Raw genomic sequence first — 25,702 nt, forward strand, 5'->3', positions numbered from 1 at the left:
TTTTAAATTAATAGTTTGAAAGAATAGCAGTTAATGCTGGCAGCGTCACCGGAACTCAGTTGAGCGTATTAAATACGCGCGCCAGACGACCGGTGCCCGCCACGTTGACCGGCGACTCATTGGCAGCGACAAAGCAGGATTCACCCGGCTTCAGCACCAACTGTTGACCGGACTTCTCAATCACCGCCTGGCCTTCAATGCAGAACAGCAGGGCAGCGCTGTTTTGTGCCAGCGCTTGCGGCGCAGCGGAAAGCCCATGAATCGCAAAGGCAAAGTCTTCAACCGGAATCGGGAAGTTCAGGGTTTCGCCGTCGTGCTGCGGCTGAGTCAACAGCGTCGCAGCCGGTTTTGCCTGGAATTTCAGGTTAGCCAGCAGTTCCGGGATATCGATAAACTTCGGCGTCAGACCGGCGCGCAGTACGTTATCGGAGTTCGCCATCACTTCCAGCGCCACGCCTTTCAGATACGCGTGCGGCGTTTCGGCAAACAGGAACATCGCTTCGCCCGGCTGCAGGGTGATGACATTGAGCAGCAGCGGCGAAAACAGCCCGCTGTCGTCCGGATAATCGGTGGCGATGGATTTGATCGTCTGCCACGGTTCGCCTTCACGCGCGTTGAGCGCCGATTTCAACACGCCAATAGCGCGCGATTTGGCCTCGTCCTGCAGCGAAAGTAGCGTGGCGAACAGTTTTGCCAGATTGGCTTCATCAGCATTCTCGAGGAAGTGAGCGATTTGCGGATGCGCACCGGCCACCGGTTCCAGCAGCGAAACAATTTCATGCAGCTCGCGGAAACCGTTCATCGCCTGGAATGGCGTCAGCGCATACACCAGCTCGGGCTTGTGATTGGCGTCTTTATAGTTACGTTCAGCGGCGCTGAGTGGAATGCCAGCAGCGTTTTCACGCGCAAAACCCTCTTCAGCAGCGGCTTTGCTCGGATGTACCTGAATCGACAGCGGCTGATCGGCGCACAGCACTTTAAACAGGAATGGCAGCTCGCCGAAACGTTCCGCCACCGCATTGCCTAGCGTGGCGATTTTGTCGGCATCAATCACCTCACGCAGCGAACGCGCTTCACCGTTGATCTCAACGGTCGAAGGGCTTTTCGGGTGTGCGCCCATCCACAGTTCCGCCATCGGCAAACCTTGTGGATTTTCGATGCCGTAGAGTTCTGTCAGCGCAGTTTTGCTGCCCCAGGCGTAATTTTGCAGCGAATTGTTCAATTTTTGCATCGTTTACCCTTAATAACCGTAAGTAAATAGGCTTATTAAAGCAGAAAGTGCCATAGAAAATACACGAACAAGTGCAATAAAGGCGATAGGCTCGCATAATGTTAAATTCTTGTATGTGACAATCTTGCTCGCTCAACGGCGTCGCGGGAAGGCGTTTAGAGCGGAAACCTCAAAATCTGAGCTAAGGAGACGTAGTCATGGCAGCCAATCGCATTGAAAAAGACTCAATGGGACCTATCGAAGTACCGGCAGATAAGTTGTGGGGCGCACAAACCCAGCGTTCGCTGGAACATTTCAAAATCTCAACCGAGAAAATGCCAGTGGCATTGGTGCATGCGCTGGCGCTGACCAAGCGTGCGGCGGCGCAGGTGAACCAGGATCTCGGCTTGCTTCCTGCCGATCGCGCTCAGGCGATTCTTAAAGCCGCCGACGAAGTGCTGGCAGATAAACACACCGACGAGTTCCCGCTGGCGATCTGGCAGACTGGCTCCGGCACCCAGACCAACATGAACATGAATGAAGTGCTGGCCAACCGCGCCAGTGAAATTCTTGGCGGCGAGCGTGGCATGTCGCGTCTGGTGCACCCCAATGACGACGTGAATAAAAGCCAAAGCTCCAACGATGTGTTCCCCACCGCCATGCACGTGGCCGCGGTCATCGCCGTGCGGGAGCAGCTGATTCCGCAGATTCACGTGTTGAAAAAGACGCTGAGTGAGAAGTCCGACGCTTTCAAAGATATCGTCAAGATTGGTCGTACCCACTTGCAGGATGCGACCCCGCTGACGCTCGGCCAGGAGATCTCCGGCTGGGTGGCGATGCTCGAGCACAATCTTAAGCACATCGAAAACAGTATTCCGCACGTGGCGGAGCTGGCGCTGGGCGGCACGGCGGTTGGTACCGGCCTGAATACCCATCCGGAATACGCGGTACGCGTGGCGAAAGCGCTGGCCGATTTGACCAAACAGCCGTTTGTTACCGCGCCGAATAAGTTTGAAGCGCTGGCGACCTGCGATGCGCTGGTCCACGCGCACGGTGCGCTGAAAGGTCTGGCGGCTTCGTTGATGAAAATTGCCAACGATGTACGCTGGCTGGCTTCTGGCCCGCGTTGCGGCATCGGCGAACTGGCGATCCCGGAAAACGAACCTGGCAGCTCAATTATGCCGGGCAAAGTGAACCCGACGCAGTGCGAAGCGCTGACCATGCTGTGTTGCCAGGTGATGGGCAACGACGTGGCGGTGAACATTGGCGGCGCGTCCGGCAACTTTGAGCTCAACGTATTCCGTCCGATGGTGATCCACAACTTCCTGCAATCGGTGCGTCTGCTGGCCGACGGTATGGACAGCTTCAATCACCACTGCGCGATTGGCATTGAGCCGGTACGCGAGCGCATCGATCAGTTGCTGAACGAATCGCTGATGCTGGTGACTGCGCTGAATACCCATATCGGTTACGACAAAGCGGCGGAAATCGCCAAGAAAGCCCATAAAGAGGGCCTGACGCTAAAAGGCTCGGCGTTGAAGCTTGGGTATCTGACCGAAGAGCAGTTCGATGAGTGGGTACGTCCGGAAGAGATGGTTGGCAGCATGAAGCAATAGTTGCTGAACAAGCTAAGGCCGTTCATTTGAACGGCCTTTTTCGTTTACAGCTGACCGCTATACAACACCGGACCGGTTGGCTGCCCAGTTGGCGAGCCGCCGCGCGGTTCAAGGCTGATAGCGATCACGCCTGAGCGGGAAATCGTGCTATTCAACGCAACATCGGTTGCCTTCTGGTTATTCAGTAAACCCAGCGAAATCGGCGCTTTGCCCGGCGGAATCAGCCACAGCTGCAAACTGTTGTTATCGGCGATGGCCACCGGATGTAACGGCGTTAGGCTCAGCTGCGCCAGCTTGCTGTCCGCGCTGACCACCCATTGCTGTTGATGCTGAGCATCGTTCAGTACCGTCAACGGCGTTAACGTCGGCTGCTGCAGGAACAGTGAGGCGAGCAGGGCGATCGCCGCGATACTGGCGGCCGCCAGCCAGCCGGCATAATGACGTTTGGCTTGAATCGCGCGTTGCTCGGGCAAGCTCAACGTAATCTTCTTCCACACCTTTTCCGGCGGCGTGACCGGCGCAAGCTGATTATCAAGGCCCGCCAGCATGGTTTGCCAGCGTGCGACGTTAGCCGCAAGCTCGGGCTCGTTACGCAGCCGGCGCTCAAAGCGCAAACGCGCCAGCTCGCTTAAAGTACCCAGCGCATACTCGGCCGCTAAGGCATCATCACGTTGTACGTTATCGTTCATAGGCCCACACACTCCCGCAGATGCTCCAGCGCGCGGCGAATCCAGCTTTTTACCGAGCCAACCGGCTGTTGCAGCCAGGCGGCAATATCACTGTGGGACATCCCCTGATAATAGGCGAGCGTGATGCTTTGCTGCTGTTCGCTGCTCAGATGACCAATGCAGTGTCGCAGGCGATCGGCTTGCGCCGGATCGTGCCAGGTATTCTGTTCGTCTTCCGCCGTTATCTGCAGCAGATCGTCAAACTCTTCTGTATTTAGCGTCATGCGCGCTTGTCCGCTGCGTAACCCGTCAATGCAGCGATTGCGCACAATGTGCGTCATCCATGTCATCGGCGCGCTAAGGGCGGCATCATAGGCGTTGGCGCGGTTCCAGATAGTGAGATAGCAATCGTGCAGCACCTCTTCAGCCCAGCCTTGCTGGCGTAACATACGCAGGGTGAGGGCGAAAAGATGTGGCGAAGTCAGTCGATAGAGTTGTTCAAACGCGCGGCGATCGCCCTGTGCGATCGCCGGCAATAACGTCACTAGCTGTTCTGTTAGCCTATTATCCATAATCTTCCCGGTTGGCTAAAATGCCCAATCCGAGTATAGGCAATTACTTAGGCATTAAGACGGTATCAATCACATCAATCACACCATTTTTCTGATTGACGTCATAAGTGCTGATATTCGCCACATTGCCTTGACCATCTTTCAGCTGAATATTGTGCGGGCCATTATTCATAATCCACAACGGTTGGCCGTTGACAGTTTTCAGCTCGGCATGACCGCCACCTTGCTTGATTTTCATCTCCAGCGCTTTCATGTCGTATTTGCCCGCCACCACATGATAAGTCAGGATGCTGGTCAACTTCGCTTTGTTCTCCGGTTTCACCAGGCTATCAACGGTGCCCGCTGGCAACTTGGCGAAGGCGGCATTGGTTGGCGCGAAGACGGTAAACGGACCTTTACCTTCGAGGGTTTCCACCAAACCCGCCGCTTTAACAGCAGCAACCAGCGTGGTGTGATCTTTAGAGTTCAGCGCGTTTTCAACGATGTTCTTTTGCGGATACATCGCCGCTCCGCCTACCATCACGGAGCCATTATCCATCGCGGCGAATGCACCTGCGGTGAACAGTAAAGTGCTGGATACGACTGCAATGCCCATTAGCTTTTTCATCATAAATCCTCGTAGTAGGGAGCGAAGAAGTTGCTCACACTCTGATATACGAGGACAGGTGATGAATTGGATGCAGTGATTTTGAAATTTATTTTTAAACCTGCCGATCGCTCCATAAATGCAGGCGCGGAATGATCAGATGCAGCGGCTCGGCCAGCGGTTTGTGGCGATAAGCCACGTTATCGGCATCGTAATTCAGCAGCTCACCCAGAATCGGTACCTGGGTGCGATCGCGGCACAGCACCAGCAGCGGAGAAGGGCAGGCAAGCTGCACCTGTTTCTTTTCGCTGGCGCGCCACACGCGGGCAATCGGCTGCACCTTAACCGGACGTTTGATTTTCAGTTTCGCACCCGCCGGTAACGCGAGGATCGCTTCCAGCTCCAGCTGCACTTTTTCCGCCCACTGCTCACGCGTCCACGGCGCCTGAGCGCGATTGGCCTTCAGGCTGCGCTCCAGCTGTTCAACCACCTCATCACGCGTGACGTTTTTGATGATATTTTTATTTGCCCAGCCGAAGCGCAAACTGTCTGGCGAATTCATTAGTGTCACGCTGCGGTAAGCATTGAGCGTAATTAACCCGCGCAGATGCTGGTGGACGAACTCAAAACGCGCCTCGCTCGGCAAGCCCGACTCCACGGTAATCAGCTGTTCCAGCCGCTGCTTTAGGGTATTTATCTCCGCAACCTGTTGCGTAATTTGTTCATGCACATCGCCATCGGCTTCGATGCAAATCGCGCCCGGCAAGCGCACGGCAGCTTTGGTGCTGAGCTTTTCCGATTGATGCTGCATAAACAGGCGGCAATAGTGCGCCAGCGCCATATCGCGCGCCGTTTTGCCAAGATGCTGCGTCACCGCGATGCGTTCAATTTCATCATGCTCGCGGCCTTTCTCAATTTCCGGCAGGCCAAACACGCGCGCAATCAGCAGCGGTTGCTGCTCAATCTGTTGACGCAACGCACCTAGACCCGCTTCCAGCGCGTTGACGCAGTCGTGCAGATCGGCAACCAAATCATAACGAGCCATAAATGGCCTCCATAGTTACAACATACTTTTAAGTGTACTGGCTTAGGTGCCGGTCTGCCAGCGCAGCGCAAGGATTTTGTTAAGCAGCCAACGGCGGGATTTTTCCAGCGGGATGAACGTGTTATAACAATGCTTTGCCTGCTAATGGATAATTGTTGTGAAGCCTCAGCCAAAGCCACCTGCCGCCGCCATCGTTACGCTTGGATTAGTGCAAATCCTGTCATGGGGCGGATCCTTCTATCTTATGGCGGTGATGGCTAATCCCATCGTGGCGGAAACCGGCTGGTCGCAACAATGGGTGTATGGCGCGCTATCGCTCGGCATGCTGATTTCCGGTTTGCTGGCACCGCTGAGCGGGCGACTGATTTCCCGCACTTATGGCCGCGCATTGCTGGCGGCGAGCGGGGCGGTGATGGCGCTCGGTCTGGTGATTATGGGATTGAGTCATAACCTGCCGCTGTTTCTGTTTGCCTGGCTGATTATCGGCATTGGCATGGCGATGGGCCTGTACGATGCGCTGTTTGCCACGCTCGGTACGCTTTACGGCGGCCAGGCGCGCGGTGCGATTACCGGCATCACGCTGATCTCCGGTTTTTGTACCACCTTAGTGTGGCCGGGCACCGCGCTGCTGATTCACTGGCTGGATTGGCGCGGCGCCTGTTTTGCTATCGCCGGATTGCTATGTGTTTCAGTGTTGCCCGCGTATCTTTACGCGCTTCCCGCGCCGGAAGGTAAAATCGCCGCCGCCAAAGCAAAACCAACCGCGCAGGGCGACGAACTGGCGCCAACGCTGTTTTGGCTGCTATGCAGCATCTTCACTCTCGCATCGGTGATCATGACGGCCATTTCGGTGCAGCTGATCACCTTGCTGCAGGCCAGCGGCCACACGCTAGCGTCGGCGTTGGCCATCAGCGCGATTCTCGGCCCGTGTCAGGTGGGATCACGCATCGTGGATATCGCCTTTAAGCGTGGTCACCCGATCTGGACCACCTTTTTCTCGGTGGGATTAGTGGCGCTCGGCTTGCTGCTGCTGGCGTGTTATCCGCAGTTTGCGGTGCTCAGCATGGTGCTGTACGGTGCCGGGAATGGTTTGCGTGCCATTGTGCGGGGAACTTTACCGCTGGTGATGGTCAAACCAGAGGCTTACGCGATTGTGGTAGGGCGCATGGCGCGTCCCGCTTTAATCGGCCAGGCATTGACGCCGCTGGTTGGCGGCTATGTGTTTCAGCACCTCGGAGCCAGCGCCACGCTGTGGTTGTTATGCGTTCTGGCGTTGATTAACGTGCTGTTGGTGGTGCTTTTGCAGCAGAAGTTGCCGCAGGCCATCCCACAGTCGGAAAGGGGAGTGATAAACTAAGCAGCCTGTGCGCTTCTGCCCGATTAAATGGGGAATACGTGCCTGGATCACGGACGTTGACTTCTAAAAAGCAACAGTGTTTGTTATATTTATTGCTCATTGATTACTCACTGTCGCGGCATAAAAACAACAAGATAACCGCAACTCAGGATATTGAAATGCTTGATTACCGCTTCCCGACAGCTTTGCAGATGGTTTTGAGCGTAGCGATGGCGGAGCAACTGGGTAAACGCTCGACCAGTGCCATATTGGCGTATGGTCTTGAAGCGAACCCCAGTTTCATTCGGAAACTTATGGTTCCGCTCACGCGTGACGGCATCATCGTCTCAACGCTTGGCCGTACCGGCTCGATTCATTTGGGTCGCCCGGCCGCTGAGATCACGCTGCGCGACATTTATACTTCTGTGATCGAAGATAAAAAACTCTGGGCATCGCGCCCTGATGTGGCACCGCGTTGTCTGGTCAGTGCCAACCTGTGTTGGTATTTCAAATCGATTGCGGAAGAGGCTGAAGAAGCGTCGTTAAAAGTGCTGGAAACCCGCACCGTCGCGGACGCGCTGGCCGAACTGAAGCATAACGACACCAGCAACTGCGAAGAGCTGCCCGATCTCGAACTCGCTGATCTGTGTAAGAAAGGTCGCTAAAACCACACCCCGTAGGGTCGCCATTCATGGCGACCTTTTTTATTGCTTCGAACTCCAGCCATCAAATCCAATGCACATTGGCGTATTGCACTTCATTTTTAGCGAATTGGTCACCATAAATGGCGACCCTACGGTTGTTTGACAAGGTTTCTGTAGGCTGCACATTTATAAAAAATCCGGGCACTTGGCCCGGATTGTTCATTTCACCTAAAACCCTTACACGGTTTGCACTTCACCCTGTGGCTGCTTACGCGTCACCAGCTTACGCAGCGTCACATAAAACACCGGCGTCAGGAACAGACCAAATAGTGTCACGCCCAGCATGCCGGAGAACACGGTAATTCCGGTAACGCCGCGCACTTCCGCGCCTGCACCTTCGCCAAGAATCAGCGGAATGGTACCGGCGATAAAGGCAATCGAGGTCATGACGATGGGACGCAGACGCAGACGACAGGCTTCCAGCGCCGCATCGACAATGCTCTTGCCCTGCATCTCCAGCTCGCGCGCAAACTCAACGATAAGAATCGCGTTCTTACACGCCAGCCCCATCAGCACCACCAGCCCAACCTGCACAAACACGTTGTTATCGCCACCGGTCAGCCACACGCCGACCAGCGCAGAGAGCATGGTGACCGGCACAATCAGGATCACCGCCAGCGGCAACGTCCAGCTTTCATACAGCGCTGCCAGCACCAGGAACGCCAGTAAAACGGCGACCGGGAAGACGATCAGTGCAGTATTGCCCTGCGTTGATTGTTGATAGCTCAGGTCGGTCCATTCAATGTTCATGCCGTTTGGCAGCACCTGCGTCGACATCTCTTCCAGCTTCTGCATCGCCTGCGCCGAAGAGAGCACGCGTGGGTCGGCATCGCCAATCAGGTCCGCTGCCGGATAACCGTTATAGCGAATCACCGGATCCGGGCCGTACGTGGTGGTGATATTCACCATGCTGCCAATCGGCACCATTTCGCCGCGATCGTTTCGGGTACGCAGATTACCGATATCCTGCACGCTATCGCGGAAATCGCCGTCCGCCTGCGCCATTACGCGCCAGGTACGACCAAACTTATTGAAATCGTTAACGTACGACGATCCCAGATAGGTTTGCAGCGTGCTGAATAGTTCGGTCAGCGACACGCCTTGCGCTTTGGCTTTATCACGATCCACCTGCACATCCAACTGCGGCACGTTGGCCTGGTAGGATGAAATCGGGAACATCATGCCCGGCGTTTGTAGCACCGCACCCGTCATGGTGTTGATGGCGGTTTGCAGCGCACCGTAACCCAAGCCTGCGCGATCCTGCACATACAGTGAATAACCCGAACCTTGTCCCAGACCCAAAATCGGCGGCGGCATAATCGAGAAGCCAAAGCCTTGCTGGATTTTCGAGATTTTGGCGTTGATCTCGGCATTGATCTCCGCCGCACTGCGCTTACGCTCGTTGAACGGTTTCAGGCCAAAGAACACCGTACCGGTATTCGGCGTGTTGGTGAACTGCAACGCATTCAGACCGGGGAAGGCGACCGAATAGGCCACGCCTTCAGTGTTCATGCCGATTTCGCTCATCTTGCGAATCACTTCATCGGTACGTGCCAGCGATGAACCTTCCGGCATCTTCACGCCGCCAATCAGATAGAGCTTATCCTGCGTCGGAATAAAGCCGCCCGGCACGGTATGGAACATAAAGCCCGCACCGGCCAGCAGCAGCACGTACACGCCGAACACCGAACCACGACGACGCAAGGTTTTACCCACCAGCGATTCATAGCCATCCGAACTGCGCTGGAAGAAGCGGTTAAACGGACGGAACAGCCAGCCGAGCAGGCGATCGATAATACGCGTCGGCATATCCTTCGCGGCATCATGCGGCTTCAGCAGCAGCGCCGCCAGCGCCGGTGACAGCGTCAGCGAGTTGATGGCGGAGATCACCGTCGAAATGGCAATTGTCACTGCAAACTGCTTATAGAACTGACCGGTAACGCCGGACAGGAACGCCATCGGCACGAACACCGCACACAGCACCAGCGCAATGGCGATAATCGGTCCGGACACTTCACGCATCGCCTGATGCGCCGCCGCCGTCGGCGACAAGCCTTGTTCGATATTACGCTCGACGTTCTCCACCACCACGATGGCATCATCCACCACGATACCGATCGCCAACACCAGCCCGAACAAACTCAGGGTATTGAGCGAAAAGCCGAGCAGATAGAGGATGCTGAAGGTACCGACCACCGAAACCGGCACCGCCAGCAGCGGGATGATCGACGCGCGCCAGGTTTGCAGGAACAGAATCACCACCAGCACCACCAGCACAATCGCTTCGAACAGCGTTTGCACCACGGCACGGATAGAATCACGTACAAACACCGTTGGATCGTACGGCGCGGCCCACTGCACATCGTCCGGGAAGCGGGTTGCCAGTTCAGCCATTTTGTCGCGCACCGCATTCGACAGGTCGATAGCATTGGCGCCCGGCGCCTGGAAGATACCAATACCCACCGCATCTTTGTTGTTCAGCTGCGAACGCAACGCGTAGCTGCCGGAACCCATCTCGATGCGCGCCACATCACGCAGGCGCACCAGCGTGCCGTCGTCGGCGGTTTTCAGGATGATATTGCCGAACTGCTCTTCGCTCTCCAGACGACCTTGGGTGTTGATCGACAGCAGGAAATCACTCTGTTTCTTCAGCGGCTCCGCGCCAAGCTGACCGGCAGAAACCTGCACGTTCTGCTCCTGCATAGCGCTGACCACATCGGACGCGGTCAAGCCACGCGCCGCCACCTTATTGGGATCGAGCCACACGCGCATCGCGTATTCACCGGCCCCGAAGATCTGAATCTGACCCACGCCCGGCAGGCGCGCCAGTTCATCTTTCACCTTCAACGTGGCGTAGTTGCGCAGATAGAGCGAATCGTACTTGCCGTGCGGCGAGAACATGTGCACCACCAGCGTCAGCGTTGGTGACATCTTCTGCGTGGTGAGGCCGAGTTGTCGCACCTCTTCCGGCAGACGCGCTTCAGCCTGCGCCACGCGGTTCTGCACCTGAACCTGCGCCTGATCCGGATCGGTGCCTGGACGGAAGGTCACGGTGGTGACCAGCACGCCATCAGAACCGGCCACGGATTTCATGTACATCATGTTTTCTACCCCGTTAATGGCTTCTTCCAGCGGCGTCGCCACGGAATCTGCAATCACTTTGGGGTTGGCGCCGGGATATTCCGCGCGCACCTGCACGCTGGGTGGCACCACGTTGGGATATTCACTGATCGGCAGCAGCGGAATGGCGATCAGTCCGGTGGTAAAGATCAAAATCGACAGCACCGCGGCGAAGATCGGTCGGTCGATAAAAAAGCGGGAGAAATCCATAAAAGGCAGTCTCGAAGGTTATTGAGCGGAGCGCATCGCCACCGGTTGGGCGGTCACCGGCATGCCAGGCATAAAGACTTTTTGCAAGCCGTTAACGATCACCTTGTCGCCAGGTTTCAGGCCTTGCTGCACAATGCGCAGGCCATCGGCTAAATCACCGGCCTGAATATCGCGGCGTTGGGCTTTACCTTGCGCATCAACCACGTAAACGTACTTACGATCCTGATCGGTGAGCACGGCTTTATCGTCGATTAACAGGGCGGTGAAGTCGGCGCTGCCCGGCAGGCGCACGCGGGCAAACAGGCCTGGCGTGAACTGACGCTGCTGATTATCCAGCGAGGCGCGCATGCGGATGGTGCCGGTGCTGGCGGTCAGCTGGTTATCAAGGAAATCCACGGTGCCGCGATGCGGGAAACCCTCTTCGCCGGTCAACGCCACTTCCACCGGCAGCGATCCGCGATTTTCGCCTTTACGCGCCATCGCCTGATAATGCAGATAGGTGGCTTCATCGACATCGAAATAGACGTACATGCGATCCTGCGACACTAACGTGGTCAGCACGCTGGCGCTGTCACCGGCGGTAACTAAGTTGCCGGTGGTGATCATCGCGCGGCTGGCGCGACCTTCAATCGGCGCGGTGACACGGGTGAAATCGAGGTTCAGCTGCGCCATATCTACCGCCGCCTGTGCCGACAGAACGCTGGCCTGCGCCTGATTGGCCGCCGAGCGACGCTGTTCCCACTCTTCGCGTGACACCACATTGGTGCCGATCAGTTTATCGGTACGCGCCGATTCACTGCGGGCCAGCGTGGCCTGGCTGCGCGCATTGGCGAGTTCAGCCTGCGCCTGCTCGAGCGTGGCGCGATAGGTGCGATCGTCAATAGTGAACAGCACCTGACCTTTTTTCACCTCGTCGCCTTCGCGATAATTAACCTGATCGATATAGCCGGAAACGCGCGGCCGCAGCTGCACGCTCTGCACCGCTTCGAAACGGCCATTGAAGCTATCCCATTGGCTGACTTTCTGCTCTACCACCTGCGCGACACTTACTTCGGGCGGCGGCGGCGGGGCGTTTTGCGCCACCCCGCGATCGCAACCGGCCAGCAGGCTTCCCAGCAACATCACTCCTGACAGGCTTACCGCCCATTGAACCCTATATGTTTGCAGATGCATTGTTGTTATTCCGCATTGGTGAAAAAGAAAGGAGACGTACGAAAAATCTGCAACTTTTATGATTGCATTAAAACGCCACGAGTGTAGGCTTGCTCAAACTGCATCTGCAAGAATATCTGATACACTTTATGTGCTGTTTTGATCATTACGTTGCAGAAGGATCAAAGCCCCTACGCGCAGTGCGGCATTTAATGCAATAATAAAACTTGCATTAACTGGCATAGTCGTTCAACCTTAAAGTGTAATTGCAACTGATACTGATACTGTTCGCAACGGCGACCGGAGAAAACGAGATGATGACCACCGCATTTATTCACGATTTAATCGACTGGATTGACAACAATATTGAAACGCGTCTGGATCTGGATACCGTAGCGGGGCGCGCCGGTTATTCGAAATGGCACCTGCAACGTATGTTCAAAGAGCACACGGGTTTGCCTCTGGGCGAATACATTCGTGAGAAGAAGCTGAAAAAGTCAGCGGATCGCTTGACCACCAGCAATGAACCGATTCTTAACGTGGCGATTTCACTCGGTTTCGACTCGCAGCAGTCGTTTAACCGCAGCTTCAAACGCCAGTATGGCGTAGCGCCGGGAGCATGGCGTCGTCACGCCGCGCCATCCGCCAGCGCAATGCAGTAAACCCCGCCAGGGCCAGCAGTGCTGGCCCGCGTTTTTCCCTGCCTTAAATCTGTTATTATCGTCGTCCTGTTTTTCAGGATGCCACCATGTCAAAAAAACTCTGGATTGCCTTAATTCTGGTCCTCGCCGCGCTGTGGCTCGGGCTGAAACCGCGTTTGTCCGATAAATGGTCAGCCAGCCATCCCGATATCTCGCAGCTCACCGATGCCAACACCGTGGCGCGTTGGGTGCAGCAGCATCACAAATTACCCGATCTCTATCTCACCAAAAATGAAGCGCGTCGTCAGGGCTGGAATCCCAGCAAGGGCAACTTGTGTGAGGTATTGCCGGGCCGCGCGATTGGCGGCGATCGTTTCAGCAATCGTGAAAAAAGGTTGCCGATGCAGGCGGGCAGGCAGTGGTATGAAGCGGACGTGAATTACGATTGCGGTCACCGCGATGCCGATCGTCTGCTTTACTCTTCCGATGGGCTGATTTTCCTCACCACCGATCACTATCGCAGCTTCAAACAGGTGCCTTAACCATGTTGACGCTCCATTTTGACTTTGAAAACTTGTCGGATCGCCAGGCGTTTTACCGCGCGCTGGTGCAGCAAAGTGCCTGCCCAGTGGATTTCGGCAACAATCTTGATGCGCTGTGGGATTGGCTGACCGGCGGCATGGCGCTGCCGGCGACTTTCTATTTAGCGCATGCCGATGACGCCAACGAGAGTGCCGAATTCGCGCCGGTGCTGGCGTTACTGGAAGAGGCGCAGCAGCAGTTAGAAGGCGAGCTGCGCCTGGTGCGTGGCGAGTAAATTACGCGTGCAGCGGTAACAGCAAAATCGCCAGCATCTGGCGGGCATTGGCGGGCAAATCGCCGCCGCCGGTATAGCCGTTATTCTCAACGATCACCGAATTCAACCCCACCAGCCAGTCATAGATGTAGTAAGCGGTATGATTGGCGGGTGCGGCCGACAGACGCGTCAAACGCTGTCCCGGCGAGAAGCTGACGCTTGGTGCAGGCGGACGGGCAAAAATCGTCTGACCGCGATTGACGCGACTTTCAGGACGTTCGCTCTCCGGGCGCTGTAAAAAGCCCAGCCACGCGACAAAATCACCCAGCACCGTCATGGCACGAGAAACCTGACGATCGGTTCGCGCTTCGTGGGCGCTGGCCTGCGCATCCGGCTCATTCAGCGCACTCTGCAGTTTGCTCAGCACTTTGAGACGGAAGCTGGCGGTAATCAACTCTTCCACCAGCATCTCCAGCGTCGGTTTATCGACGTTGAGCAGTGCCAGCAGGCTGCGGCTCTCCGGCAACTGACGCAAATGCTCTAGCCACAGCGCAAACACCTGCTGCGGAAATTGCTGATCGCGCTGACCGCCCGAGCTACGCGGCTCAGCGGCGGCCACCGGCTCGTCTTTAAACAGATCGAACTCGAAGCCGATGCCAAAATAGCTCTGCTCAGCGGCTGCGGTTTTGGCGCTATGTTGAGTATGATTGCTGCTGCTTTGGCTCAGCCACAGCTGACGCACCGCTTCGCGTGACGGCTGCAAACGTTCTAGCAGTTCACCGTGCAAACCGGTGCGATGTTGCAAACATTTCAGCAACGTATCGGAGATCGCCTGCTTGCGTGCCGCCTGTTCTGGCGTGGCGCTGGATTCGGTCCACGGCTGCAAACGTTCCACCAGCTTCTGCTGCAGCGCGCCGAGCTGCAGCGCCAGACGATCGCGGCGCGCTTCCGGCTGCATCTCATCCTGCAACCAGCTGCCCATGCGATCGACGCCTGCGCGATCCAGCGCCAGCATCGAACCCCAACTCTGTCCCGGCTGACCAATCTGCCGTTGCACCGCTTCATCAACGTTAATCTGCTGCTGCTGATAGCGCGCGTCATGCGGCGTGATCGCCCAAATCAGACGCGGCTTTTCACCGCTGGCAGCGATGGTTTGATGCATGTGCCACTCGCGCAGCGCGCTGGCGGCGACATCGGTATCCTGACGCTGGCTGGCGGCGGTACAGATCAGCATCAAATCAATGCCCTGACGCGCGGCGTACAGGCCCGGCAGCAGCGCACGTTTCTGTTCCAGCAGCGTGGCGCGCAGCGGATCGCGTTTGCGCAGCTGCGCCAGTTCATCCTGTTGGGCGCGATCGGCTGGCGTGCCCGGCGCGGGCAGCTCGAGCATATCCGCATCATCGTACAGCGCCTGACGCGGCGTGGAGCTGAGCGGCAAAGTGATCTCCAGCGTCAGCAGCGACAGCAATCCCAGCGGCACATGCTGCGCTTTCCCCGCGCGATTGGCGACGATCGGACACACTTCGATCATTTCTTGCCAGTCGGCATCGTTGCCAATCAGTTTTTCTGCCGGCAGCGCAGCATCGTCCACCAGCACGCTAAGCGGTGCTAACACGCGCGGTGCGTGGCGCAGCTGGTGACGCAAGTGCATCAGGCTGCGCAGGCTTTCGTTCAGCGCGTTTTGGCCCGGCCACAGCAGAGCAAACAGCTGTACGCGATCGTCGACGTTGAGCCACGGCGCCAGCGCAATCGCCTGCGGCCAGAAGTGGCGATCGAGAATCTCGGCATGACGATGATGACGACGGCTCCAAGCCCACAGCGTGATCAGCGCATCGCTGTCGAGGCCCGGCTGAGGTTCATCCTGGCGATGGCGCTGCAAACGCTGCAAAGCGGCATCGATCTGCACGGTGTCGGGCTGAAGCTCGGTTTTGGCGCAGGCCAGCATCAAACGAATCAGTTCCACTTCGCTCAGCAGCGTCATCTCCAGCGGCCAGGCGTTGGATTGGGTTTCGCGCTGATGGCTGAAGCGGGTAGCGATAGCGAAATCGAGATTGCCGGGATTGATGTTCTGGAAATAGTTCAGGGTTTTATCGCCGAGACGCGCAATAAGTTGGCCCTGCGCATCGCCGACCATCTCACTCAGCAGCCAGGCTTTGCCCGCCTGCGACTGACCAAACAGCGCCAGCGTCACCGGACGCGCCAGCTGGCGCGCCAGTGCATGGCTTTCCACCCGCGCGCGGCGCAGCTGCAGCGTCAGGGTTTCGGCTTCCAGCGCCAGACGCGGTGCGTGCGCCTGATGGGTTTCCACCCAGTTCAGCGCGCCATCCAGCGTTTCCTGCATCAGGCTCAGACGTTTCGCGGGCGTAACCGGCGAGGCTTTTTTGGCAGTTCTCATCGTTTGCAGACGCTCCCGCTGTCGATCCAATATTGCGCATTCGCGTTGCCGGTGGCGGAAAGCGTATTCAGTTTCAGACTCAGCTGCTCCAGCGGCACGCGCGTGCCGTCATCCATGCGTGCATCGCTTAACACTAAGCGTTCAGGGCCGAGATTATCCGGGCCCGGCTGCACCGCCAGCTTGATGCGCAGTACGCTTTCACCGGCAACCTGACGCGCCAGCGTCGGGTCGACAATGCTCAGGCTATACAGCGGCGATGCCGGCCAGCGATCGTTCTCCAGCTGGCGGAAGCCAAGGCAAACGTTGCCGCGAATGCGGAAGCTGCTTTTGCGATCCAGCGCGAAACTGCTGCTGTCGAGGTCGATTTCGCTGTAGCACAGATTGTCGTCGCTGAGCGCCGAGGTCTCATCCAGCACGCCGAGATAGCGAATGGTGGAGTAAGGTTCGAAATCACCGGCACGGAACCAGAAGCTGCTGAGGCGCAAATCGAGCGCCAGCAGGCACAGCATCGCGCCCACCGCGGCGGTGGATTTCGGGTTATCAATACGGCCTTGCTTGTTGAACGGATACCAGTCGCTGGTGTGATAGCCTTCCAGCGACAAAATACGGCTGCCCGGCAAGGGTTGCAGATGGCGCACCAGCGCCTGAATGCCGGGGAAGCGTGACGGGCGACCGGTGAGCAGCAGCACATCGCACTGATACAAAGACACCACTTCGCACATCGCGCGCAGCGCCGGAATAATCGCCATGCGGTGTTGCAGGAACTCGCCGTGCAGCTGCGCCATGCTGACCACCAGCGGCACCTGAAGCAGATCGAAACGGCTATCGCCGCCGAGCGTGCGCTGAATTTCACCGTTCACAAACGCCAGCACGCTGCTGGCCGGTTTTTGTGGCACCAGCTCGCCGAACAGCGCATTGATTTCGCTGTGGCTGTCGAGCGGATCCCAGTTTTCATACTGCTCCAGCACCGCCTGCGCCAGCGGAATAAACAGCTGCAGCGTCACTTGCTGACGCAGCGTGGCTTGACCGTCCATGCGGCTGTCGTGACCAAACAGCTTGTTCATTAGCGGTTCGGCCAGTTGCAATCCGGCTTTCTGCAAGCTCTGCTGCAATGCCGGCAGAATCCACAGCTGAATCACGTCCAGCAGAATATCGTCACCGGCGACTTTGAAGCCTTCGCGGAACAGCAAGCGCGGGGTTATTTTGACGTTGTTGCCCTGGCCGTCATCGAGGCGATATTGGGTGATGGCTAAATCAGTGGTGCCGCCGCCAATATCAATCGAGGCGATGCGCAGGCTTTTACCCGGCAGCTCATCGACTTCACGCGGGCGATCCGGGCGCGCCATGCTGCTGAAGAAATCTTCTGCGCGACCAGCAAAGTTGACCTGAGTTTCGTTGAACAGCCACACCATTTGACCGCAGGTAGCTTCGTCCCACTCCATCTGCACATCCGGCACCGGACGCAGGCTGGTTGCCTGGCTGGCGGCGGTGAACTCTTCTTCGGCGGGATGCCAGCCTTCGGCTTTCCATACCAGCGCGATGGCTTCCTGCATGCGGCGACGGAAAATCTCACGCTCCGGCTTCGGCATCGCCGACGGCAGCGTCAGAATCACATGACGCAGCTGGCGCGGTGCCTGGCTTTGCGGCATGCGCTGGCGCTGCGCCACGCTGTTCATCTGCATCATCGCCTGCGCCAGCAGTTCGCACAGCATAAAGGTCATCAGCGAACTGCGGCTGTAGCTGGCGGAGAACACTGGCAGACGATCGTCTTCCGCCAGCGCGTGCAGCGGCTGGCCTTCGTCATTGATCAGTAAAGTGAACGGCAGCGCAGTCGCCTGCGGCTCATCGCTGCTGCCGTTGGCGTTGAAGCGCCAGCCTGGCTGATAGCGCGCTTCATCCCATAAATAGCGGCGCGGACTGGACAAGCCGGTGCTGCCTTCGGTGCCAGCACGCAGCAGCGCCAGACGGCTGGCTTCACGGCCCACGCGCGTCAGCGACGGCCACATAAAGGCATTTTCACGGCCGCTCTCTAGCGAGAAGTTAGCCTTGCCGAAACGGGTTTCCGCAAACTCCAGACGGCTGTCGAACAGTTCGTTGTACACCTGATGCGGCTCAGAGAGATCGCGCAGCTGCAGCTCGTAGGTTTGACGCAGGCCGCTGCTCTCTTCGGCGTGATCTTCCACCAGAATGCCGCAGGTGTGCGAGTTGCCGACGTCGAGAATGATATCGACGTTGACCGCCGGCGTTTGCAGCGACGTCGCCTGAATATAGATCTCCGCCAGATCGAGCTGTTCGCCCAGCAGTTCCAGCAGGTTGAGATAGTGCGCCTGATATTCGAACTCACGCAGCGCCTGGTTTAGCTCCTGCTCACGGCGTGATTCCAGCGCATGCACTTGCTGGCTAAAGGTTTCACGCAGCCAGCCATCGACCCAGGTGTGATCAAGAAATTCGCCCAGCTCGTAGTTGTGCCAGGCGAGGGCGAAACTGACGCCGTTCTGCGCATCGGCTTTGCTTAAACCGTGCTGCTCACCGCCATCTTGTTCTGAAACAATGCGCGTATCGAAGGCGAGGGTAATGCGATGAGTGTTGCCTGCCGCATCAGGTTGGGCGAGCGGCGCCAGATGCAGACGCGCCCAGTTATCCGGGCCGCCAATAAAACGACGTCCGCTGGTGCAGCGCAGCACCGGCAGCGGCAGCCATTGATGAGCCAGCAGCTTCAGCGAATCGGCCAGCGCGATATCCGTTTCCGGTCGCACCACTTCCGCCGCGCCGCCATCTTCTGGATAGAGCAGGAACTTGCCGCTGTTGCCGTCGACGTTGAGGCGCAGCAGCGGGCCGTTGGCGGTTTGACGCACGAACTGGCGGCGAGCCTGCAACGCAGGCAAACGCAAACCGAAATCAAGAAACTGCACACCGCTATCTTCAATCAGCGTGATTTTCTGTTTGTCATCGATGAGGGGAGCCAACATGTTTACTTACTCTCACGCTTAATCGTCAACGGGAAGACCTGATCTGCGCCGTATTGCGCAGTACAGCTGGCGATGCCATCACCGGCTTTACACACCAGTTCCGGCATGCGGTAACGCGATTTATCGCTGCAGGTCGCAGTATAGCGGCTGCGCACTTCCATGCTGCCGGCGCTGGTCATCGCGGCGGTGACATCGGCTTTGCAGCGGATGTTGTCGCCCTGGGTAATGGTGGCGGAGCCTTTGCCGTTGCGGATCTGATAGCGCAGGCTTGGCGGTTTGCCGGTCGGCAGATTGGTTTGACGCAAGGTCACGCGCCAGGTGCCATTGATAAATTTCACCGAGCCAACGCGCGCGTCTTCGGTGGTCATCACCAAATCATCGGCTTTGGCCGGTTCGGTGTGTTCAGCGACCACCTCAGGCGGTGCGACAGGCGCAGCAACCGGCGCTGGGGCGGCAATGACGGTGGCGGCGGTTTGTGGCAGCGTGGCGGCGAGCTTTTCCGCTTTAACCATCACGGCTGGCGGCTTACTCACCGGCACAGGCACATCGGCAACGCTAATCGCAGCCGGTTGTGGTGCGCTGTGCAGCCAGAAGGCGACGCCCGCAGCGACCACCGCCGCAACCGGCAACAGCAGCATCAGTGGACGCACGGCAAAGGCGCGACGTGGCGGCACAACAGGTGCCGGTTCAGGCGCTGGCTCAGGAATGACTTCGGCTTCTGGTTCTTCGACTTCAGGTTCCGGCTCGATCAGCGGTTCGGCAGCAGCAGGCGGCACGTCGATCAGCGGCGCAATCACTGGTGCCACCACCAGCGGAGCGGGCGCTGGCGGTTCCGGCAATAGCGGCGGCAGTTCATCTTCCAGCGAATCACGCAGGCAAGCCAGCGCGTCATCACGCGAACGCGCCTGCGGATCGACAAAGCCCCAGAAGGTGATCACCGGTTTGCCATCCACCAGATAAACGTACTGCTGATCCGGGAACTGCAACGTCTTGCTCAGCAACGCACCAAACAAGCGCATCGCCGGATTCTCCGCGTCGCGCGCGCGCAGGCTCAGCGCTTGCAAATCTTGCTGGTTGAGCGTCAGCAGTTCCAGCGCCTGACGGCGCTCGTGATCGCTGGCACCCAGCCAGGATTTTACTTTGCCATTAAACGGGGCGTACCAATCGAGGCGGTCACCGCGCTCGTTGACCTGCGGAATCGCGAGGCAATTGGCCAGCGTGGTTTGGCGGCGCAGGCGCAGGGTTTCACGGATTTGCAGCGCGGACGTCCAGACCGGCTGGCCGTTTTCACCCAGTGCCAGTACCGTGTCCAGATTGCCGCTGCGCAGAAAAGTTTTTGCCACTCGTTGGGCCCTTATCGGTGGTTGTCTGAGGCAGAACAGTGTGTGTTTTTGGCGATGATAGTGATCTTAAGCCAAATGCTGCGAAATCAAACGGCTGATAAAGGGGGAAAAACAGGGCGTTTTTCCCGGGTGCGGAGAAGATTGCTGAAATTTTAAGCGCGGCGTTGTGGGGAAAGAATCAAATAGGTCAGCATGCCGCCGAGCAAGCCCCAAAAGGCGGAGCCGATGCCCAACAGCGAAATGCCGCTGGCGGTGATCAGGAACGCCACGATGGCGCTATCGCGCTGATCCGGCTCCGCTAAGGCGCGCTGCAAGCTGCCGGAGAGCGTGGCCAGCAGCGCCAAACCGGCCAGCGTGGCGATCAATACCGGCGGCAAGGCGCTCAGCATGATGGCGATCAATCCGCCGGTAAATCCGGTCAGCAGGTAGAACACGCCCGCCAATGCGGAGGCCATCCAGCGGCGCGCCGGATTCGGATCGACATCGTCGCCCATGCAGATGGCGGCGGTAATGGCGGCGATACACACCGAAAATCCACCAAACGGCGACAGCACTAAGGCGATAAATCCGGTCCAGCCGGTCAGCGCCGAAACCGGCGGCTGGTAACCGTGCGCCTGCAAGGTGGCGATGCCCGGTGCGTTTTGCGACGCCATGGTGACGAGGAAATAGGGCAACCCCACGCCAATCAGCGCTGCCAGATTAAACTGCGGCATGATGAATTCGGGACGATTGATCGCCAGCGCATGCGGCGGAAAGTGGATCGATTGCTGGCCCAGCGCCACCAGCACGCCGGCGATCAACGCCAGAATAATCGCGTAGCGCGGCAGCCAGCGACGGCTCAACAGCCACACCAGACACATGCTGCCGCACAGCGCGAAATTGCTCTGCAAACCGCTAAAGGTGCCGATGCCAAACTTCAGCAGAATCCCGGCCAACATCGCCGCCGCCAGCGACTGCGGAATGTGATTCATCAGACGAGCAAACAGGCCGGTGACGCCGCACAACACAATCAGCAGGTTAGTCGCGACAAATACGCCAACCACTTCATTCAGCGTCAAACCCTGCACGCTGGTGGCGAGCAGCGCCGCGCCAGGCGTTGACCATGCGGCGAGGATTGGCATGCGTGTCCACAGTGATAAGCCGAACGAGGCCAATCCCATGCCGACGCCAAGCATCGACAGCCAGCCACCAATCTGCTCCGGCGAAGCGCCCGCCGCCTGCGCCGCCTGAAAAATCAGCGCCGCCGTGCTGCTGTAGCCCACCAGCACGGCGATAAATCCAGAAATCAGCATCGGGAAAGAGAAAGCACTGCGCTTGGTGGCGGTTGTCATCAGGTCACATCCAGTTGTGCGTTATAACGCACATAGTGGCATGGAGCGTTATAGCGCACAAGTGTTACACTGCGCGCGAGCTTTTCGGGAGAACACATGGAAAATTTGCATCAACATTTGAGTCTGGCGCTGAAGCAGCTGCGTCAGGCCAACGGCTGGAGCCTGACGCTGGCATCGGATCGCACCGGCGTGAGCAAAGCGATGCTAGGCCAGATCGAGCGCGGCGAATCGAGCCCCACGGTGGCGACGCTGTGGAAAATCGCCACCGGCTTTAACGTGCCGTTTTCCTTCTTTGTGCAGGGCAGCGATCAACCGCCGGGCAACGTGGCGACCTTCAGCCAGCCTAATGCGCAGATGCAGGTTAAGCCGCTGCTGCCGTACGATGCCAAACTGCGTTTTGATCTACTGGAAGTGACGCTAGCGGGTGGCGCGCAGAGCGATTCATCGGCGCATGAAAGCGGGGTGATTGAGCAAGTGGTGGTGCTGGAGGGCGAACTGCTGTTGGGCGTGGAAGGCACATGGCGGCGTTTGCTCGCGGGTGAAGCCAGCCAATTCGCCGCCGATACGCCGCACAGCTACCGCAATCCTCTCAGCACGCCGCTGCGTTTCCACAGTTTGATCCATTATCTGCAACGCCCGTAGGGTCGCCATTCATGGCGACCAACTCACAACACATCACAATTACAAATTGATACGAAGGTAAACTACACAGTTTGCCTTCGTATTTATATACTCGCGGCTCATCAGTAAGGAGAAGGTGCCATGAGCGACCTCAACAGCGCGGCGGCGTTACTGCGCAGCATCAATGGCAAACTGGCGCGTCGCCTGCGTGAATCGGCGCCGCCGGGCGATCTCACCTGGCCGCAGGTATCGGTCCTCGGTTATCTGGTGCGCGAGGGAGCTATGACGGTAACGGAATTGGCTACGCTGGAAGGTGTGCGCACGCAGTCGATGGGCGCCACCGTGGCCAGCTTGCAAACGCTGGGTATGGTGCAGGGCGCCGCCGATCCGCAGGATGGCCGCAAAACCCGTTATCAACCTACCGATGCTTGCCTGAAACTGATCGCCGCCAACCGCGCACAACGTGATGACTGGCTGCTCAACAGCATCGCGACGCAGTTGAATGCGCAGGAACAACAAACGCTGCTGGCCGCGATTCCCTTACTGCAACGACTTGCCGACCAATAATCCTGAGAGGACTCAACATGGCTTTAACTACCCTTGACGACAACACCGCGCTGATTGTAATTGACCTGCAGAACGGCATCGTTGCGCTGCCTGTCGCACCGTTAGAGGCGCATGAAGTGATTGAGCGCTCAGCGCGTCTGGCCGATGCTTTCCGTGGGCAAAAGCGCCCGGTGGTGCTGGTCAACGTTGCGGGCGGCGCACCTGGCCGTAATGAGCAGCCGAAGCATGGTGGCGATCTGCCTGCCGATTGGGCTACTTTGGTGCCGGACCTGGCGCAGCAGCGCGGTGATATCGCCATCACCAAAAAAACCTGGGGCGCATTCCACAACACCGATCTGCATGAGCAGCTGCAGCAGCGCGGCATCACGCAAGTGGTTGTTTGCGGTATCGCCACCAGCATCGGTGTGGAATCCACGGCGCGCCAGGCGTATGAATTGGGTTACAACGTCACGTTGGCAACCGATGCTATGACCTGCCTGAATGCCGAAACGCACAAAAACAGCGTCGAGCGCATCTTCCCGCGCCTGGGCGAAACCGGCACAACCGATGATGTGCTGGCGTTGTTGAAGTAAGGTTCATCGTAGGGTGCGCATTCATGCGCACCTGGCTTAAAGGTCGCCAATAATGGCGACCCTACGGTAATTGGCGAGGCTTTCGTAGGGTGCGCATTTATGCGCACCGGCATTAAAGTTTATTTACAGAAACGCATAACTCACCGTCAGACCCACGCTGTAATTGCGGCCCGGTGCCGGTTCGTAATAGCGGCCGTTGCTTTCATTGACGATCACCGAACCGATGTAGTTGCGGTCAAACAGGTTATCGACGCGGCCAAACAGATTCAGCGTCCAGTTCTGCACCAGCCACTTATAACCGCTGTTTACGCCGACCACGGTGTAAGACGGCGCTTTCACATCGTTCTCATCATCCGCCGCGATATCGCTCAGGTAGCGCACATCGGTTCCGGCATACCAGCCTTGATCGGGCGCGTAAGCCAGACCGGCGTAGGCCATGTTACGGGCAATGCCGGGAATGCGGTTGCCGTCGCAGCTTTCGGTGCCGCAGGCGTTGGAGCGATAGCGGGCATCCAGCAAGGTCCATGCGGCTTTGAAGCGCCAGCTCTCGCCAAACTGCTGGTCGAGGCCGAGTTCTAATCCACGACGGCGAGTTTCACCGGCATTTTTGTAGCTGGTGCGGCCTTCAAAGCTGCTGTCAGAAACGATCTCGTTTTTGGTATCGGTCTGGAAAATCGCCGCAGTTAACAGGCCATTGCCGATCCGTTTCTTGCTGCCCAGTTCAACCGTTTCGCTGGTGGCGGGTTGCAGGTTGAGATTCAGTCCGGCCTGATCGGCGGCGCGATAGGACAACTCATTCAGCGTCGGCGTTTCGAAGCCGCGACCAGCAGAAACGTAGGCGTTCCAGCTGTTATCAATCGCGTAGTTCAGGGCCGCGGCAGGTAACCAGCGATGGTAGCGACGATTGCCGCTGTCATCCGGATCGCTGTCGGTGACGTAATAGTCATTGGAGTCGAAATTCACCGTGCTGAAACGCACGCCGGCATCCAGCGACAGTTTATCGGTCAGCTGCCACGCGGTTTGCATATAGGGATCGAGGTTCCACATCAGGTTGCGTTCGTTACGACGCATCTCGCCCTGTACGCCCAATTCGTCGCCGCTAAAGTTCTGATAACCTTTGCGCTTCTCGGTCATAGTTTCATAGTCGAGGCCGCCGGTGAAGGTCACCGGAATGGTGAACAGCGCGTCGCGGTGCGTCCAGCGGGTATCGATGCCCTGATAATGACGAGACAGAGAAATGACGCCGCCGGGATAACCTGGGCGCAACTGGGTGGCTTTAGGAATCGATTGATACTGCGTCGTTTCGCGTTCACCGGCGTACATCATCACGCTCAGGTCGTCGTTTTCACTCATCTGGCGCTGATAGTGCAGGCCCGCCTGGGTTTGATCGACGGTTTTACGCGCGTCGTACAAAGTCACGTTGCTGGCGACCTGGCGCGGATTGTCTTTCCACTGCTCGGCGGTCAAACCGCCCGGATCCTGCGCATCAACGTGCACGCTGTTGAACAGCAGCGTTAGGGTGCTGACATCATCAATGCGCACGCCGAGTTTGGCGTTGCCGAGATTTTTCTGCGCCGAGCTGTGATCGCGAAAGCCGTGCGTGGTAAAGCGTGAGGCGGAAACCGTGTAATTAACGTCGCCGGCTTGCGTACCGTCACCGGTCGCGCCGCTGGCTTTAACGCTGTTGCGCCAGCTACCGTAACTGCCGTACCAGCTGCTGGCTTCCAGCGTGGTGGGTTGCTGACCGGTTTCGGTTTCAACGTTAATCACGCCGCCCGACGAGTTGCCATATAGCGCCGAGAACGGGCCGCGCAGCACGTCGATGTGATCGATTGAGCCAATATCGATATTAGAGGTTTGTCCCTGGCCGTCAGGCATGGTCGCTGGAATGCCATCAACGTACATGCGAATGCCGCGCAGGCCGAAGGTGGAACGCGAACCAAAACCGCGCACCGAAATCTGCAAATCCTGCGCATAGTTCTGGCGGTTTTGTATCTGCAAACCCGGCACGCTGCTGAGGTTTTCTGACAAATTGACGCGCGGTGCCGCATGGCGCATATCTTCGCCGGAAACCACGCTAACTGCGGCTGGCGTATCGAGTTCAGAAAGTCCGGATGCGGACGGCGCCGCGCTCACCACCATGGTGTTATTGGCCGCGTTCGCCGCCAGCGCTGAGACCGGCAACATCGCAGGCAGCATCAGCAACGAAGCCTGTCGCAGTAAAGCTATTTTCATTATGAAAGACCGT

General features: G+C 57.8%; 21 protein-coding genes. 9 read left to right on the forward strand and 12 right to left on the reverse strand.

From position 1 onward, the window contains the following. Positions 1 to 55 precede the first annotated feature (55 nt). Positions 56 to 1,231, reverse strand: coding sequence for a mannose-6-phosphate isomerase (manA, locus tag NR302_RS08875; protein WP_258145020.1), 1,176 nt, complete (start codon positions 1,229 to 1,231; stop codon positions 56 to 58). Between the two features lie 197 nt (positions 1,232 to 1,428). Here manA and fumC point away from each other — a divergent pair, with 197 nt between their 5' ends. Further along, positions 1,429 to 2,826, forward strand: coding sequence for a class II fumarate hydratase (gene fumC / locus NR302_RS08880; RefSeq protein ID WP_258145021.1), 1,398 nt, complete (start codon positions 1,429 to 1,431; stop codon positions 2,824 to 2,826). Between the two features lie 44 nt (positions 2,827 to 2,870). On the opposite strand, the gene NR302_RS08885 is transcribed toward fumC, so the two are convergent. The 4 genes from NR302_RS08885 to tus all read right to left on the reverse strand — a co-directional run bounded on the left by NR302_RS08885 (position 2,871) and on the right by tus (position 5,697). After that, complete coding sequence (locus NR302_RS08885) at positions 2,871 to 3,515, reverse strand: anti-sigma factor domain-containing protein (RefSeq protein ID WP_258145022.1); 645 nt, start codon at positions 3,513 to 3,515, stop codon at positions 2,871 to 2,873. Continuing rightward, on the reverse strand, positions 3,512 to 4,066 hold the full coding sequence (locus NR302_RS08890) for a sigma-70 family RNA polymerase sigma factor (protein WP_008110146.1): 555 nt from the start codon (positions 4,064 to 4,066) through the stop codon (positions 3,512 to 3,514). Before NR302_RS08890 ends, NR302_RS08885 begins: the two co-directional genes overlap by 4 nt. Before the next feature lie 43 nt (positions 4,067 to 4,109). Then, a complete protein-coding gene (locus NR302_RS08895) occupies positions 4,110 to 4,673 on the reverse strand; it encodes a fasciclin domain-containing protein (protein ID WP_008110148.1) in 564 nt (187 codons plus the stop codon). A 94-nt stretch (positions 4,674 to 4,767) separates the two neighbouring features. Next, positions 4,768 to 5,697, reverse strand: a complete 930-nt coding sequence (gene tus, locus NR302_RS08900) for a DNA replication terminus site-binding protein (protein WP_258145023.1) — start codon at positions 5,695 to 5,697, stop codon at positions 4,768 to 4,770. Positions 5,698 to 5,854: 157 nt separating this feature from the next. On the opposite strand from tus, the gene NR302_RS08905 reads away from it, so the two are divergent. Together NR302_RS08905 and NR302_RS08910 are read left to right on the forward strand one after the other, a co-directional pair. After that, complete coding sequence (locus NR302_RS08905) at positions 5,855 to 7,054, forward strand: MFS transporter (RefSeq protein ID WP_312664799.1); 1,200 nt, start codon at positions 5,855 to 5,857, stop codon at positions 7,052 to 7,054. A 158-nt stretch (positions 7,055 to 7,212) separates the two neighbouring features. Then, the gene (locus tag NR302_RS08910; protein ID WP_008110154.1) at positions 7,213 to 7,698 is read left to right on the forward strand and encodes an Rrf2 family transcriptional regulator; all 486 of its coding nucleotides are present in this window, start codon (positions 7,213 to 7,215) and stop codon (positions 7,696 to 7,698) included. 216 nt (positions 7,699 to 7,914) lie between these two features. Here the strand turns inward: NR302_RS08910 and oqxB are convergent, their stop codons facing one another. Both oqxB and NR302_RS08920 read right to left on the reverse strand, forming a co-directional pair. Beyond that, the gene (gene oqxB / locus NR302_RS08915) at positions 7,915 to 11,067 is read right to left on the reverse strand and encodes a multidrug efflux RND transporter permease subunit OqxB (protein WP_258145024.1); all 3,153 of its coding nucleotides are present in this window, start codon (positions 11,065 to 11,067) and stop codon (positions 7,915 to 7,917) included. Between the two features lie 18 nt (positions 11,068 to 11,085). Continuing rightward, the gene (locus NR302_RS08920) at positions 11,086 to 12,240 is read right to left on the reverse strand and encodes an efflux RND transporter periplasmic adaptor subunit (protein ID WP_008110157.1); all 1,155 of its coding nucleotides are present in this window, start codon (positions 12,238 to 12,240) and stop codon (positions 11,086 to 11,088) included. A gap of 293 nt (positions 12,241 to 12,533) precedes the next feature. Between NR302_RS08920 and NR302_RS08925 the strand changes: the two genes are divergently transcribed. The 3 genes from NR302_RS08925 (at position 12,534) to NR302_RS08935 (ending at position 13,677) form a co-directional block, all read left to right on the forward strand. Further along, positions 12,534 to 12,881, forward strand: a complete 348-nt coding sequence (locus NR302_RS08925) for a helix-turn-helix domain-containing protein (protein ID WP_008110158.1) — start codon at positions 12,534 to 12,536, stop codon at positions 12,879 to 12,881. An 86-nt stretch (positions 12,882 to 12,967) separates the two neighbouring features. Next, positions 12,968 to 13,402 carry a ribonuclease domain-containing protein gene (locus NR302_RS08930; RefSeq protein ID WP_258145025.1) on the forward strand — a complete coding sequence of 145 codons (435 nt, stop codon included), beginning with the start codon at positions 12,968 to 12,970 and terminating at the stop codon, positions 13,400 to 13,402. 2 nt (positions 13,403 to 13,404) lie between these two features. Continuing rightward, positions 13,405 to 13,677 (forward strand): barstar family protein, encoded by a 273-nt coding sequence (locus NR302_RS08935; protein ID WP_258145026.1) that lies wholly within the window; start codon positions 13,405 to 13,407, stop codon positions 13,675 to 13,677. A gap of 1 nt (position 13,678) precedes the next feature. Here NR302_RS08935 and NR302_RS08940 read toward each other — a convergent pair whose 3' ends face one another. From NR302_RS08940 to NR302_RS08955, 4 genes are all read right to left on the reverse strand, one after another. Next, entirely contained in the window at positions 13,679 to 16,051 is a 2,373-nt protein-coding gene (locus tag NR302_RS08940; protein ID WP_258145027.1) for a virulence factor SrfC family protein, read from the reverse strand. Continuing rightward, a complete protein-coding gene (locus NR302_RS08945; protein ID WP_258145028.1) occupies positions 16,048 to 19,020 on the reverse strand; it encodes a virulence factor SrfB in 2,973 nt (990 codons plus the stop codon). The genes NR302_RS08940 and NR302_RS08945 overlap by 4 nt, the downstream gene beginning before the upstream one ends. 2 nt (positions 19,021 to 19,022) lie before the next feature. Continuing rightward, positions 19,023 to 20,363, reverse strand: a complete 1,341-nt coding sequence (locus NR302_RS08950; protein ID WP_258145029.1) for an SrfA family protein — start codon at positions 20,361 to 20,363, stop codon at positions 19,023 to 19,025. Positions 20,364 to 20,515: 152 nt separating this feature from the next. After that, positions 20,516 to 21,694, reverse strand: coding sequence for a benzoate/H(+) symporter BenE family transporter (locus NR302_RS08955; protein WP_258145030.1), 1,179 nt, complete (start codon positions 21,692 to 21,694; stop codon positions 20,516 to 20,518). Positions 21,695 to 21,790: 96 nt separating this feature from the next. Between NR302_RS08955 and NR302_RS08960 the strand changes: the two genes are divergently transcribed. From NR302_RS08960 to NR302_RS08970, 3 genes are all read left to right on the forward strand, one after another. Further along, complete coding sequence (locus tag NR302_RS08960) at positions 21,791 to 22,336, forward strand: helix-turn-helix domain-containing protein (protein ID WP_258145031.1); 546 nt, start codon at positions 21,791 to 21,793, stop codon at positions 22,334 to 22,336. Between the two features lie 120 nt (positions 22,337 to 22,456). Next, positions 22,457 to 22,882: a MarR family winged helix-turn-helix transcriptional regulator gene (locus NR302_RS08965; protein ID WP_258145032.1), complete on the forward strand. Its 426-nt coding sequence runs from the start codon at positions 22,457 to 22,459 to the stop codon at positions 22,880 to 22,882. A gap of 17 nt (positions 22,883 to 22,899) precedes the next feature. Then, the gene (locus NR302_RS08970; protein ID WP_154152342.1) at positions 22,900 to 23,454 is read left to right on the forward strand and encodes an isochorismatase family protein; all 555 of its coding nucleotides are present in this window, start codon (positions 22,900 to 22,902) and stop codon (positions 23,452 to 23,454) included. Positions 23,455 to 23,577: 123 nt separating this feature from the next. On the opposite strand, the gene pqqU is transcribed toward NR302_RS08970, so the two are convergent. Further along, positions 23,578 to 25,689 (reverse strand): TonB-dependent receptor PqqU, encoded by a 2,112-nt coding sequence (pqqU, locus tag NR302_RS08975; protein ID WP_258145033.1) that lies wholly within the window; start codon positions 25,687 to 25,689, stop codon positions 23,578 to 23,580. Positions 25,690 to 25,702: the final 13 nt, after the last annotated feature.

This window comes from Pantoea sp. SOD02, from assembly GCF_024707505.1.
In the GTDB taxonomy this organism is placed as follows: domain Bacteria; phylum Pseudomonadota; class Gammaproteobacteria; order Enterobacterales; family Enterobacteriaceae; genus Pantoea; species Pantoea symbiotica.